Consider the following 13,833-nt stretch of genomic DNA (forward strand, 5'->3'; position numbering starts at 1 on the left):
ATCACGGCGCCGGGGTCGAGCCGTACGCCGTCAGGAAGCGGTCGCGGAAGGCGTTCATCTTCCAGACCGGGGTGTCCTGCTTCGGCTGCAGGCCGTCCGCCCAGTTCCAGGCGGCGATCTTGTCCAGGACCTTCGGGTCCTTGGCGACGATCGAGACCGGCACGTCACGGCTGGCGTGGTTGCCGCTGACCCGGGCGATGGGCTGGTGGTCGCCGAGGAAGATCAGCACGGTGTTCTTGTTGCCGTACTTCACCAGGTAGTTGATGAGGCTCGACACCGAGTACTGGATGGACTTGCCGTACTCCTGCTTCGACTTGGTGGAGTCGGTGATGATGTCCGCGGGCTTCTTGCCGGCCTTCTCGATCGCGTTGTAGATCGAGCCGTCGCCGACCTGGTCCTGCGGGACCAGCTCGGGGATCGGCGCCCAGGGCTGGTGGCTGGAGGTCAGGATGATCGTCGACATCAGCGGCTTGTCGTGCTTCTTGCTGTGCACCAGGCGCTCGAACGCGGTCAGCGCGTACTGGTCGGGCATGGTCGACCAGCTGAACTTCGGGCCCTTGTAGCCGAGTTTGTGGGAGTCGTAGAGCTTGTCGATGCCGTAGAAGTTCTGCTCGGGCCACGCCTTCTGGACGCCCGGCATCACGCCGACCGTGTCCCAGGCGCCCGTCTTCTTGAACGCGCCGGGGAGGGTCAGGCGCTCGCCCGCGGTGACGGTGCGGTAGCGCTGCTGGTTGCTGATCCACAGGCCCGACATGAAGGTGGAGTGACCCAGCCAGCTGCTTCCGCCGTACGTCGCCGAGGTCAGCCAGCCGCTCTTCGCCGCGAACCCGGCGTCGGTCAGCTTCTTGTTCTCGGCGGTGAGCGTCGCGTCGACCCCGGGTGCCATGACCGGGTCCTCGATCGCGCTGCGGCCGTAGCTCTCGATGAAGGTGATCATCATGTCCTTGCCGCGCAGCCCGGTGAGGAGCTGGTCGGGCGGCGTGTTGGCGAAGTTGTCCTTCTTCGCGATCTTGGCGAACTCGGCTTCGTCCTGCAGTGTCCGCTGTACCTGCTCCGCCTTGAACTGGAGGGCCTGCATGGTGTGCTCCGAAGCGATGGGTATCCCCGCGGCGTACTGCACGCCCAGCGCCGCGCAGGTGACCCAGGCGATGGCCAGCACCAGCGTCGTGCGGGTCGCCGTCTCGGTGTGCCGGGCCGCCAGGTTGCCCAGTCGGATCACCGACAGCGTCGTGAGGGCGAGTACGGCGATCACGAGCGTCACGGCCAGGGCCGCGATGCCGAGCGCGCCACCCTTGCCGAACGTGTCCTGGAGGTATCCCTGCGCATCGCTGAAGAGCGACCAGTCGAGGACGACGTTGAAGCCTCGCCCGAGGTATTCGTTGAAACCGATGTCGAGGAAGTTCACGACGGTCAGGGCGCCCAGGCCGAGCCCGGCGAACGCCGCCACGGCGATCCGCGGCTTGCGGGGCAGGACGATCAGCAGGGCGGCACCGAAGATCGCCTCCACCGGGAGACGCACGAAAGCGGCGAGCCGGACCTTGTCCGCCTGGGTCGGCATGAGCAGCGCGACGACCACGACGGCGAGGGCCACGGCGGTGGTGGCCCACGCGAGAACGCGGGCCGCGACCGGGTACTTCTCCCGCCACCCACCCCAGACGCGCCGCCACCGGCGTGGGCGGGGGGCGGTGGGGGTGTCGGCGTCGGACACGGCGGGGTCGGGTGCGGCGGCGGCCTGCTCCGGGGCTTCGACCTCGCCCTCCGGAGCGTCGGCGTCCGGGGCTTCCGCCTCGGGGCTTTCCGTCTCAGGAGTCTCGGTCTCGGATGCCTCGGTCTGGGATGTCTCGGTCTGAGATGCCTCCGCCTCGGGAGTCTCCGGCTCCGGGTCCTTCGCTTCCGGGGCTTTCGGCTCGGGGTCGGTCGTGGCCTCCGGAGTCTCCGTCTCCGGGGCTTCCGGAGCCTTCGCCTCCGCAGCTTCCGCTTCGGGGGTCTTCGCCTCCGGAGCTTCCGCTTCGGGGGTCTTCGCCTCCGGAGCTTCCGTCTCCGGGGCCTTCGCCTCCGGAGCGCTCACCTCGGGGGTCTCCGCCTCGGAGGTCTGGACGGTGTCCCTCGGGGCGGGGGCGTCCAGGGGCGTGACCTCCTGCGAGGGCACGTCCTCCGGCGCCTCGTCCGTTTTCGACAGCTGTCGAGAGCTCGTGTTGAACGACAACCCGGCGGTCCTTCCGTGCGAAGCCCGGTGGTGGCGCGGCGGACCAGGCTGAGGTCGGGGCCGCCTTCATCTGTTGGGTACGAGGTCGTACCGGCCGGTGTTCAATCATCCGGGTTTGCTTATGTTCAAGCGAGTCACCGAGCTTGTTCAAGCACCTCACTGTGCTTGTTAAAGCAGCTCACCGCGTCGGAAGCGTCACCGTGACCTCGAGCCCCGCTCCCGGCGCCGTCCGCACCGCCACGTCACCCCCGTGCGCGGCCACCACTCCCTGCACGATCGCCATTCCCAGCCCGCTGCCCGCACCACCGCCCGCCCGGAAGAACCGGTCGAAGATGCGCGCCGCGTCCTCCTCAGCCAGCCCGGGCCCCTGGTCCGCGACACACAGCCGTACGGTCCCGTCCTCCCGTTCGAGACCGAGCCGCACCGGCACGTCGGCGGGCGTGTGGGTGCGTACGTTGGCCACCAGGTTGCCCAGCACCTGCCGCAGCCCCGACTCGTCGGCGTGCACCAGCAGTGTCCCGTCGGCGCCCACGGTCACCGGACGCCCGGGCTGCTGGGCCCGCAGATCCTCGGCCGCGTCCCGCACCAGACGGCTCAGGTCGACGTTCTTGAAACGCAGCTCGGGGCTCTGGTCGAGGCGGGCCAGGATGAGCAGTTCGTCCACGAGCCGCCCCATGCGGTCGGCCTCGGCGTTCATCCGGTCCCAGGCCCGCCGGCGCTCACCCGGCTCGCGCAGCATCCCCTTCTCGTACAGCTGGAGGTAGCCGCGGATCGCCGACAGCGGGGTGCGCAGCTCGTGCGAGGCGTCCGCGACGAACCGGCGCAGCTGCGCCGCGCTGCGCTCGCGGGTCCGGTACGCCGATTCCACCTGGTGAAGCATGGAGTTGAGGGCGAGCCGCAGCTGTTCGACCTCCTGGGTCGGATGGTGGCTGGAGGGCACGCGCCGGGTGAGGTCTCCCTCGGCGATGGCGGACGAGGTCTCCACCATGTCCTCCAGCGGCCGCATCCGGCGGCTCACGCTGATCATGGTCAGTACCGCGAGCAGCGACAACAGCAGGGTGCCGACGCCCAGATCGAGTTTGAGGGCCTTGGCGATGCCTTTGTGCAGGGCGTCGGTGGAGGCGGCGAGCAGCACGTACGTGCCGTCGGCGAGCCGGGCTCCGGTGACCCGGTAGGAGGCGCCGTGCACGGTGGTGTCGTGCAGGGCGGGGTCGTGCGCGAGGGCGCTCGGATCGTCCACCGCGGTGACCAGCGCGCGCTGGATGTCGGTGGGCTTGAAACCGCCGACGCTGAGCGGGGTCCCGTGGCCGTCCACCGCCGCGAAGATCGAGTCGGGCTTGTCGGACCGGTCCGCGCCGGGGACCATCCGCTCGCGTACGAAGGCGAGCGCGGTGAGCGAGTCGATCTGGTGGAGGGTGAGCCGCGAACCGGTCAGCGACTCCCGCGTCTTGGACAGTTCCGTGTCGACCTGGTCGAGCAGATAGTGCCGCATGCCCATCAGGCTGACGGCGGTCGCCACGATGATGCCCAGCGCCAGCAACCCCACGTTGGCGAGCGTCAGCTTGCCGCGCAACGAGTGGATCCCGCGGTGACGCCGGGGGCGCCGCACACTCACGTACGCGGGAATCCCCGCACAGAGGGCGAGCTCGGTCCGGGACGCGGGTTCCGCGCGCGGGGAGGGCTCCACCTGCGCCGCGGCGGCCCCCGGGTCCGGGGATGCCGGGGTCATGCGAGGCCGTAGCCGACGCCCCGGCGGGTCTGGATCACCGGTGGGCCGAGGGGTTCGAGTTTGCGGCGCAGATAGCTGATGTACGTCTCGACGACGGTCGACTCGGCGGAGTGTTCGTACTGCCAGACGTGCCGCAGGAGTTGTTCCTTGGGCACGATCCGGCCGCCGTTGCGGACGAGGAAACGCAGCAGGGCGTACTCGGTGGGGGTGAGCTCCACCGTGCGGTCCCCGCGGTGCACGGAGTACGTCGTCTCGTCCAGTTCGAGTTCGCCGTAGCGAAGGGGCGGGCGCTGGGGAAGGACGTCGTCGGGGCGTGTGCGGCGCAGTACGGCCGTGATCCGGGCGACGACCTCGTCGATGTTGAACGGCTTGGTGATGTAGTCGTCGCCGAAACCGAGCGCGCCGACGATCTCGGCGGGCGCGTCCCGCGCGGTGAGGAAGACGATCGCCAGGTCGGGCCGGCGCAGGCGCAGTTCACGGCCCAGCGCCCGCCCGTCGCCGTCCGGCAGCATCACGTCGAGCAGCGCCGCGTCGGGGCGGGTGCGTTCGGCGAGCGTGAGCGCCTGACGGACGGTGCCCGCGGTCATCACCTCGAAGCGGTGGTAGCGCAGCGCGATGGCGAGGACGTCCGCGATGCTCGGCTCGTCCTCGACGACGAGAACGGTGGCCCCCTCGTGAGCGGTCATGCCCCCAGTATCCGCACGCGGGTCGCGCCAGGGGGCGGCTCCCCCCTTTGGAGTTCCTTGAGAGTCATGGGCGGTCTGTGTCGTCGCTCGAGCGTGCCGGTCGATGGTTGGTCCCAGGACCTGGGGGACCAACCGACAACCGAACGACCGGGTGACCGGTCGACTAAGGAGCGTTGAGCGTGGCGACATTGGCACGGTGGTGCTATCGGCACCGGCTGGTGGTCCTGTTGCTGTGGGTGGGGGCACTGCTCGGGCTCGGGGCCGCGGCCTCGACCGCGGCCACGGATTACGCGAACGTCTTCTCCCTTCCGAACACGGACTCCAAGCGCGCGTACGACCAGATGGAGAAGGCCTTCCCGGAGCGCGCGGGCGACACCGACACGGTGGTGTGGAAGGTCGACGCGGGAACCGTCCGGGACCAGTCCGTACAGTCCCGGATCCAGCCCGTGCTGGAGAAGATCGGCAAGATGGCGGGGGTCGGCGGCGTCACCAGCCCGTACGCCGGCGACCGGGGCGCGGCGCAGATCAGCGCCAACGGCAGGATCGCCTACGCCCAGATCACCTTCGCCAAGCAGGCGAACGCGGTGCCCAAGCAGCTGGTGCAGGACGTGGTCGACACCGCGCAGGGCGCCCGACGCGGCGGTCTGCACGTCGAGCTGGGCGGTCAGGCGATCCAGCGCGTCCAGGAACCGCCCACCGGACTCGCCGAGATGATCGGCATCCTGGCCGCGGCGGTCGTCCTCTTCCTCGCCTTCGGCTCGCTCTTCGCGATGCTGCTCCCGATCGGCATCGCGATCTTCGGGGTGGGCACGGGCCTGTTCTCCACCCAGCTGCTCAGCCATGTGACGTCGGTGCCCGACCTGGCACCGCTGCTCGCCACGCTGATCGGCCTCGGTGTCGGCATCGACTACGCGCTGTTCATCGTCACCCGGCACCGGCGCGGCATCCTGCGCGGCATGGACCCGGAGGAGTCGGCGGTCACCGCCCTCAACACCTCGGGCCGCGCGGTGCTGTTCGCGGGCGGCACGGTGTGCATCGCGCTCGCCGGGATGCTCGTGACGAACCTGCGCTTCTTGGACGGCGTGGTCATCGGCACCTCGCTCACCGTCGTGTTCAGCGTGCTCGCGGCGGTCACGCTGCTGCCCGCGCTGCTCGGTTTCCTCGGCTCCCGGGTGCTCAGCCGCCGCCAGCGGCGCAAGCTGGCCGCCGAAGGCCCCGAGCAGGAGCGGGCCAGCGGCTTCGCGGCCCGCTGGTCGGCGAACGTCCAGAAGCGCCCGCGCTCGATCGCCGTGATGGCCGTCGTCGTCATGGCGATCCTCGCGATCCCGGTGCTGTCGCTGCGGCTCGGCGCGACCGACCAGGGCAACGACGACGCGTCGACGACGACCAGGAAGGCGTACGACCTCCTCGCGGAGGGCTTCGGTCCCGGCTTCAACGGCCCGCTCCAGGTGGTCTCCACCAGCGGCGACACGAACAAGCTGGTGCAGGGCCTCCGCGCGACCGACGGCGTCGCCCAGGTCGCGGCGCTGCCGCCCGCGCAGGGCGTCACGGTGATCCAGGTCGTACCGACCACGTCACCGCAGTCCGAGAAGACGGACCAGCTCATCGACACCCTGCGGGACAAGGTGATCCCGGACGCCGGGGCACAGGCGCACGTCGGCGGTGTGACGGCGATCTCCAAGGACTTCTCGACCGTCACGGGCGACCGGCTGCCGCTCTTCATCGCCACCATCATCGGCCTGGGCTTCCTGCTGCTGATGGTCGCCTTCCGCTCCCTGGTGGTGCCCCTGACCGCCGCCCTGATGAACCTGATCGCGGCCGCCGCGTCCTTCGGCGTCCTCGTCGCGATCTTCCAGTGGGGCTGGGGGCTGAGCCTGCTGGGCCTCGGCAAGGAGGGTCCGATCAACGCCTTCCTGCCCGTCATCATGCTCTCCCTCCTCTTCGGCCTCTCGATGGACTACCAGGTGTTCCTGGTGAGCCGGATGCACGAGGAGTGGGTGCACACGAAGGACAACGCGCGGGCGGTCCGGGTCGGCCTCGCGGAGACCAGCCGTGTCATCAACTCCGCCGCCCTGATCATGGTCTGCGTCTTCCTCGCCTTCGTCCTCAGCGGTGACTCGGGGGCGGCGATGGCGGGCGTGGGTCTCGCGGCGGCGGTCGCGCTGGACGCGTTCATTCTCCGTACGGCGCTGGTGCCGGCCGCGATGCACCTGCTGGGCAAGTCCAACTGGTGGCTGCCGGCGGGTCTGGAGAAGCGGTTGCCGCACCTGGCGGTGGAGCCGGCCGAGGAGGCGGAGTCGCTGCCGCGGGCTTCGGCGGGAGGACCGACGGTCGTGCACGGCTTCGTCCGTGACGCGGAGGGCGCGCCGGTCGACGGGGCGGTCCTCACCCTGCTCAGCAAGGGCGGGCGTCAACTGGACCGGGTGACCTCACTGGCGGACGGCTCGTACATCGTCTCGGTACCGGCTCCTGGCACGTATCTGCTGTCGGCGACGGCCTCGTCGTACGGCGCCCGCGCCCGGCACGTCGTCGTGACCGACGAACCGCTGGTGCACGACCTGGAGTTGACGGAGGGGGAGGTGGACGCCGTCAATTAGCCTTCGGCTGCCCGGCCTTGAGGATCTCGTTGACGTCCAGAGTGACCTCGGCGCCGATGGAGCGGGGCAGGATGACGATTTCGCCGGGGGCGTGCACGCGATGGGTTGCGTACGTGTCTCCGGCGGGGTCGGTGAGGACGTGGAGGCGTTGGTGTTCGCGGTCGACGATGACGTAGACGGGGACCTTGGCTTCGGCGTAGGCGGTGACCTTCGCACGGAGGTCGGTCCTCCAGTTGCTGGAGGTGACTTCGAGGATGAGGCGGAACGCCACGGGGTCGTAGGCGTTGTTCTCGATGAGGTGCTTGTCGATGTCGGCTTCGACGAGGCAGAAGTCGGGGATCGCGTAATCCTCGGGACCGCCCGGCAGCCAGATGCCGATGCCTTGGAGCACCTCGGTCTCACCCTCATCGAGACCTGCTGATTCGAATGGGCGAGTCACCTTCTTGAGCGCCCGCGCGTGAGCGACGTCAGGAGAGGGCGTCACGAGGATCTGGCCTCCGATGATCTCGACGCGGCGGCCCGGAAGACTCTCCATGATGAGGTTCGCCTCGGCGATCAGCGGCCGGTCCTCGTGCGGTCGCTCGACACCTGCTGCGGACATCACGTGCCTCCCATGGGCTGGTGTCGAGAACATCATCGTAGGCCGGACGTCTCCCCCGTGTCCTGTACTGGCGGCGTCACCCGATCGTGGAGCCCCGCCCCGGATCCGGCAGCAGCTTCGTCATCCCCGGCAGGAAGTCCGTGAACAGCTCGTGCACCTCGTGGACGAGCGGGCGCAGGACGCGGAAGCGGGCCAGTGAGACGCCCCGGGTGGTGATGCGGGCGCCGCGCTCGGCGAGCCGGTAGCTGCGTTCGCGCCCCTCCGTGCGGTCGAAGACCCAGTACAGGACGAGCCCCATCTGCGACAGCCACATCAGCTCGGGCAGGACGTCCCTCAGCTCCTCCGGAACCTTCGCCTTCGACCCGGCGAGCACCTCGCGGTGTATGGCGATGGACTCCTCGCGGGGGCCCGCCGACTCGGGGGAGAAGGGGCTGAGCGGGCTCTCCGGGTCGGCGGCGTTCTTGAAGAACTGCGCCGCGAACTCGTGGTACGGCTCCGCCACGTCCAGCCACGCCTGCAGTACGCCCGCGATCCGCGCCTCCAGATCCTTCTCGCGCTCCAGGACCGGCCGGATCGCCGCCTGGTGCTCGGCGCCGATCCGGTCGTAGAAGCCCTGGATGAGGTGCTCCTTGCCGGCGAAGTAGTAGTACGCGTTGCCGACGGAGACCCCGGCCTCCTGAGCGATCGCCCGCATGGTCGTCTTGTCGTACCCCCGCTCCTGGAACAGCCGCAGCGCGGTCTCCAGGATCAGCGCGCGGGTCTGCTCGCTCTTGGCGGGACCCTTTTCCTGGGCCTTTCCGGGCGCGCTGGTGTCGTCCGGGCCGGGGCTGTCTGTCGGTGCTGGCACGGGAACAGAGCCTAACGAGTCGAACAGGAGCCGCTGTCACAGCCCGGAGGCCGGTACGTCCACCCGCCACCTGGTTCGTACACCCACCCGTCCCCCCGCCGGTAGGCGCCCCCGCCCCACCCCTGCTGGGCGTGCGCGGAGCGCCACTTCGCGGCGGCGAGCATCGCGCCCTTGGCGAGCCGGGCCCCGGCCGGGGTGCTCAGCCGGTGGGCGAGCGGCCGGTGCTCGCGCAGCGCCCACAGGCAGACGACCCAGGCGGCGGCCCCGCGGTACACCTGACCGCCGTCCCCGACGACGGTGATCTCGTCGAGGGTGGCGCGGTGGTCGAGGGCGGGGAAGAGTGCCCTGGCCTGCTCGGAACCGGCCGGCACGAGCCGCAGCGGCACCAGCTGGGGCTGCTTGCCCAGCCAGTCGCGCAGGAACGTGCACAGCGAGCACGAGGCGTCGTAGAGGACGGTGAGCCCGAGGACCGGGACGCGTGCGGCGTCCCGGTCACCGGTGGCCTCGAGGCCGGTCATGGCGCTCACGCCCCGGCCGTCGGCGCCACCCAGTCCGTCGGCGCGACGGGCGGCAGCTGCTCCCGCTCCATGACGCCCCGCCGCCGGATCTTGTTGAGCACGTACACGTTGCCGAGGTGCATGACCCCGAGGACGAGCAGGACGACGCCGAGCTTGGTCGACAGGGCCTCGAAGATCCCGCGGGTGTCGGTGATCCCGGCGTCGTCGCCGTTCAGATAGAGCGCGACGAACCCCAGGTTGACGAGGTAGAAGCCCACCACCAGGAGGTGGTTGACGGCGTCGGCGAGTTTCTCGTTCCCGTGCAGCACGTCGGCGAGGAAGATCCGCCCGTTGTGGCTGAGCGTGCGTGCCACCCAGACCGTCAGCGCGATGCTGACCAGTAGATAGATGACGTACGCGACGACCGTGAGGTCCATGTCCCCACCCCTTCTTGAACGCGTTCAAAACGCTGTCGAGAAGGAATGTAGACCTGCTTTTGAACATGTTCAAGTCAGGCGGGTGCGCAGTTCGGGGTGAGGCGGGTCACGTCTGGTGGCGGCCCAGCTCGGGCCGCTTGCCGTAGTCCGTGAAGCCGATGACGTTGCCCCAGGGGTCGGCGATCTCGACGGTCCAGCCGGTGGCGACCGGGAAGACGGGGGCGAGCGGCCGGATGCCCGCCGAGGTCAGCGCGTCGGCCGTGGCCCGCGCGTCCCTGACCTCCAGCCACACCCGCGCCGAGGCCCACAGCGGCGGCCGCGGGCCGAGCTCCTCCTCCAGTCGCAGCAGCAGTCCCGGCGTCTCCTTGCCCACCTTCAGCAGCGCGATCCCGGCCTCGTCGAGCCGGAACGTCACCGGAATGCCGGCCCGCCCGTAGAACTCCACCGCGGCACCGAGGTTCCCGACGGGCAGCAGCACGTTGTCGAAGCCGAGCAGCTCGTACGACACATCATCTGACATGCCATCAGATTAGGTACGGGCCGCGCCGGGGTCCCGGTGGCTGACCGTGCGGGTCCCCCAGGTGGTGCAAGGCCGAGCGCGCCGCGTGGTGGCCGCACCTGCCGTGCACGCCGGGGCCGGGCGGGGTCGCCGCCGAGCACAGGAAGCCGCCGGGGACGCCGGTGCCGTAGGGATCGAGGGCCGCGCGGGGGCGCAGGATCAGCTGGCGCGGGGTGTTGGCGCGGTGAGGATGTCACGAGGAGTGGTTCCGGGTGGTCCCCGGTGTGAGGGACCTTCAGAGAGCCCTTCAGGTACGCAGCGTGCGTCCCCGGTGCAGCGTTCCGATGATGCCGGTGAACCGGAGGTCGAGGCCGAGTCCGTCGCGCTCGGCGTACAGGTGCAGATGGGGCTCGGTGGTGTTGCCAGAGTTGCCGACCTCGCCGAGGAGTTGGTCCACGCGTACTGCCGTCGCGCAGCGGGAAGCACATGGGCGCCGACAACTCCGCGCCCCAGCGGTGGCGTCGCGCCCACACCAGGTACCCGGCGACACCGCCCAGCAGGACAACACCGGTCACGAGCTCCGCGCCGAGGTGACCGGCGGGCAGCGAGGGCAGCGATAAAACCCCGCCTCCGTACGTAGCTTGTACGGAGGCGGGGTTCTTGGTGCGAAAGCTGACAGAGGCGTCAGAAGCGACGCGTGATCAGCGCGCGCTTCACTTCCTGGATCGCCTTCGTGACCTCGATACCGCGCGGGCAGGCGTCCGTGCAGTTGAACGTGGTGCGGCAACGCCACACGCCGTCCTTGTCGTTGAGGATCTCCAGGCGCTGCTCGCCCGCTTCGTCACGGCTGTCGAAGATGAAGCGGTGCGCGTTGACGATGGCGGCCGGACCGAAGTACTGGCCGTCGTTCCAGAAGACCGGGCAGGACGACGTGCACGCCGCGCACAGGATGCACTTGGTGGTGTCGTCGAAGCGCTCGCGGTCCTCGGCGGACTGCAGACGCTCGCGCGTCGGCTCGTTGGTGTCCTTCGTGATCAGGAAGGGCATCACATCGCGGTACGCCTGGAAGAACGGCTCCATGTCGACCACGAGGTCCTTGAGGACCGTCAGACCCTTGATGGGCTCGACCGTGATCGGCTTGGCGGGGTTGATGTCCTTGATCAGCGTCTTGCAGGCGAGGCGGTTCTTGCCGTTGATCCGCATGGCGTCCGAGCCGCAGATGCCGTGCGCGCAGGAGCGACGGAACGTGAGGGTTCCGTCCTGGTCCCACTTGATCTTGTGGAGGGCGTCGAGGACGCGCTCCTTCGGGTCGATCTCCAGCTGGAAGTCTTCCCAGACCGCCTCCGCCGCGACCTCGGGGTTGAAGCGGCGGATGCGGAAGGTGGCGGTGATGTACGGCGAGTCGGCGAAGCCCGCCTCGGGCTGGCCGGCGCTGTCCGCCTTGTCGAGGGTCGGGGTAGCCATCAGTACTTACGCTCCATCGGCTGGTAGCGGGTCTGGACGACCGGCTTGTAGTCGAGACGGATGGACTCGGTGCCGTCGTCGCCGACCTCGCGGTACGCCATGGTGTGGCGCATGAAGTTGACGTCGTCGCGGTTCGGGTAGTCCTCGCGGTAGTGACCGCCGCGGGACTCCTTGCGGGCGAGCGCGGAGACGGCCATGACCTCGGCCAGGTCGAGCAGGTTGCCCAGCTCGATGGCCTCGAGGAGGTCCGTGTTGAACCGCTTGCCCTTGTCCTGGATCGAGACGTTCCGGTAGCGCTCGCGCAGCTCCGCGATCTTCTCGACCGCCGTCTTGATCGTCTGCTCGGTGCGGAACACCATCACGTTGGCGTCCATGCACTCCTGCAGCTCCAGGCGCAGCGCGGCGACCCGCTCCGTGCCCGTGGAGTTGCGCAGGTGCTCGACCTGCGAGACGACCTGCGAGGCGGGGTCCTCGGGCAGCTCGACATAGCCGGCCTTCGCCGAGTACTCGGCGGCGGCGATGCCCGCGCGGCGCCCGAACACGTTGATGTCCAGGAGCGAGTTGGTGCCGAGGCGGTTGGCGCCGTGCACGGACACACAGGCGACCTCGCCGGCGGCGTACAGGCCCGGCACGACGGTCGTGTTGTCGCGGAGCACCTCACCCTGGACGTTCGTCGGGATGCCGCCCATGGCGTAGTGCGCGGTGGGCTGGATCGGGATCGGGTCCGTGTAGGGCTCGATACCGAGGTAGGTGCGCGCGAACTCCGTGATGTCCGGGAGCTTGGCGTCCAGCTGCTCCGGCGGGAGGTGCGTGAGGTCGAGGTAGACGTGGTCGCCCTCGGGACCGCAGCCGCGGCCCTCACGGATCTCCGTGTAGATGGAGCGTGAGACGACGTCACGGGACGCGAGGTCCTTCATGACCGGCGCGTACTTCTCCATGAAGCGCTCGCCGTCCTTGTTGCGGAGGATGCCGCCCTCACCGCGGGCGCCCTCCGTCAGCAGGATGCCCATGCGCCAGATGCCGGTCGGGTGGAACTGGAAGAACTCCATGTCCTCCAGCGGCAGCCCGCGACGGTAGACGGCCGCCTGGCCGTCACCCGTCAGGGTGTGCGCGTTGGAGGTCACCTTGAAGAACTTGCCGGTGCCGCCGGACGCGTAGATCACGGCCTTCGCCTGGAAGACGTGGATCTCGCCGGTCGCCAGTTCGTAGGCGACCACACCGGCCGAGTGCTTGACGCCGTCGACCTCGGTGATCAGCTGGTCGAGGACGTAGAACTCGTTGAAGAACTCCACGCCCTCCTTGACGCAGTTCTGGTACAGCGTCTGGAGGATCATGTGGCCGGTGCGGTCCGCGGCGTAGCAGGACCGGCGGACCGGGGCCTCGCCGTGGTTGCGGGAGTGACCGCCGAAGCGGCGCTGGTCGATCCTGCCCTCGGGCGTCCGGTTGAAGGGAAGGCCCATCTTCTCGAGGTCGAGGACCGAGTCGATGGCCTCCTTCGCCAGGATCTCGGCGGCGTCCTGGTCGACCAGGTAGTCACCGCCCTTGACCGTGTCGAAGGTGTGCCACTCCCAGTTGTCCTCCTCCACGTTGGCGAGCGCGGCGGCCATGCCGCCCTGCGCCGCGCCCGTGTGGGAGCGGGTGGGGTAGAGCTTCGTGAGCACGGCGGTGCGGCTGCGCTTCGTCGCCTCGATGGCGGCGCGCATGCCGGCGCCGCCGGCGCCCACGATGACGGTGTCGTACTTGTGGATCTGCATGAGTCGGTTACCTCAGCCCCGTGCCTAGCGGATGTTCGGGTCGAAGGTGAAGATCACCAGCGTGCCCAGCAGGATGGTGAACACCGTGGCGGTGTAGAGCAGGCCCTTGAGCCACAGCCGGGTGTTCGCGCGCTCCGCGTAGTCGTTGATGACCGTGCGCAGGCCGTTGGCGCCGTGCAGCATCGCGAGCCACAGCATCGCGAGGTCCCAGGCCTGCCACCACGGGGAGGCCCAGCGGCCCGCGACGAACGCGAAGCCGATCTTGGAGACACCGCCGTCGAGGACGAGCTGGATGAGCAGGTGGCCGATGACGAGGACGACCAGCACGATGCCGGACAGGCGCATGAACAGCCAGCCGTACATCTCGAAGTTGCCACGGGTGGACTTCGGGGTCTTCTTGGTGCGCTTGCGCGGGGCCTCGATGAACGGCGCCGGGTTGTCGACGCTGTACGCGGAGAACTCACCCGCGCCCTCGACGGGGCCGATGCCGGAAGCGGCGGTCTCAGTAGTGGACAT

13 protein-coding genes are annotated in these 13,833 nt (G+C 69.4%); 1 reads left to right on the forward strand and 12 read right to left on the reverse strand.

Annotated elements, in window-relative coordinates; translation table 11 throughout:
- Position 1: 1 nt before the first annotated feature.
- From FNV62_RS31265 to FNV62_RS31275, 3 genes are all read right to left on the reverse strand, one after another.
- On the reverse strand, positions 2-2,206 hold the full coding sequence (locus tag FNV62_RS31265) for a sulfatase-like hydrolase/transferase (RefSeq protein WP_225900438.1): 2,205 nt from the start codon (positions 2,204-2,206) through the stop codon (positions 2-4).
- A gap of 178 nt (positions 2,207-2,384) precedes the next feature.
- Positions 2,385-3,935, reverse strand: a complete 1,551-nt coding sequence (locus tag FNV62_RS31270; RefSeq protein ID WP_143627868.1) for a sensor histidine kinase — start codon at positions 3,933-3,935, stop codon at positions 2,385-2,387.
- Positions 3,932-4,621: a response regulator transcription factor gene (locus tag FNV62_RS31275; protein WP_054233711.1), complete on the reverse strand. Its 690-nt coding sequence runs from the start codon at positions 4,619-4,621 to the stop codon at positions 3,932-3,934. The genes FNV62_RS31270 and FNV62_RS31275 overlap by 4 nt, the downstream gene beginning before the upstream one ends.
- Before the next feature lie 188 nt (positions 4,622-4,809).
- Between FNV62_RS31275 and FNV62_RS31280 the strand changes: the two genes are divergently transcribed.
- Positions 4,810-7,218: an MMPL family transporter gene (locus FNV62_RS31280; protein WP_144316528.1), complete on the forward strand. Its 2,409-nt coding sequence runs from the start codon at positions 4,810-4,812 to the stop codon at positions 7,216-7,218.
- Here the strand turns inward: FNV62_RS31280 and FNV62_RS31285 are convergent.
- The 9 genes from FNV62_RS31285 to FNV62_RS31325 all read right to left on the reverse strand — a co-directional run bounded on the left by FNV62_RS31285 (position 7,211) and on the right by FNV62_RS31325 (position 13,833).
- Positions 7,211-7,819 (reverse strand): Uma2 family endonuclease, encoded by a 609-nt coding sequence (locus FNV62_RS31285; protein ID WP_143627870.1) that lies wholly within the window; start codon positions 7,817-7,819, stop codon positions 7,211-7,213. The genes FNV62_RS31280 and FNV62_RS31285 overlap by 8 nt on opposite strands.
- A 76-nt stretch (positions 7,820-7,895) precedes the next feature.
- On the reverse strand, positions 7,896-8,666 hold the full coding sequence (locus FNV62_RS31290; protein ID WP_143627872.1) for a TetR/AcrR family transcriptional regulator: 771 nt from the start codon (positions 8,664-8,666) through the stop codon (positions 7,896-7,898).
- A gap of 11 nt (positions 8,667-8,677) precedes the next feature.
- Positions 8,678-9,184, reverse strand: a complete 507-nt coding sequence (locus FNV62_RS31295) for a thiol-disulfide oxidoreductase DCC family protein (RefSeq protein ID WP_143605603.1) — start codon at positions 9,182-9,184, stop codon at positions 8,678-8,680.
- Positions 9,185-9,189: 5 nt separating this feature from the next.
- The gene (locus FNV62_RS31300) at positions 9,190-9,600 is read right to left on the reverse strand and encodes a hypothetical protein (RefSeq protein ID WP_054233707.1); all 411 of its coding nucleotides are present in this window, start codon (positions 9,598-9,600) and stop codon (positions 9,190-9,192) included.
- Positions 9,601-9,706: 106 nt separating this feature from the next.
- Positions 9,707-10,120, reverse strand: a complete 414-nt coding sequence (locus tag FNV62_RS31305; RefSeq protein WP_143627874.1) for a VOC family protein — start codon at positions 10,118-10,120, stop codon at positions 9,707-9,709.
- Between the two features lie 286 nt (positions 10,121-10,406).
- Positions 10,407-10,556: a M23 family metallopeptidase gene (locus tag FNV62_RS31310; protein WP_143627876.1), complete on the reverse strand. Its 150-nt coding sequence runs from the start codon at positions 10,554-10,556 to the stop codon at positions 10,407-10,409.
- Between the two features lie 227 nt (positions 10,557-10,783).
- Positions 10,784-11,563, reverse strand: a complete 780-nt coding sequence (locus FNV62_RS31315) for a succinate dehydrogenase iron-sulfur subunit (RefSeq protein WP_054233703.1) — start codon at positions 11,561-11,563, stop codon at positions 10,784-10,786.
- Entirely contained in the window at positions 11,563-13,317 is a 1,755-nt protein-coding gene (gene sdhA / locus FNV62_RS31320) for a succinate dehydrogenase flavoprotein subunit (protein WP_054233702.1), read from the reverse strand. Before sdhA ends, FNV62_RS31315 begins: the two co-directional genes overlap by 1 nt.
- 24 nt (positions 13,318-13,341) lie before the next feature.
- Entirely contained in the window at positions 13,342-13,833 is a 492-nt protein-coding gene (locus tag FNV62_RS31325; protein ID WP_054233701.1) for a succinate dehydrogenase hydrophobic membrane anchor subunit, read from the reverse strand.

It is taken from the genome of Streptomyces sp. RLB3-17 (genome assembly GCF_007113425.2).
Taxonomy (GTDB): Bacteria; Actinomycetota; Actinomycetes; order Streptomycetales; family Streptomycetaceae; genus Streptomyces; species Streptomyces mirabilis_D.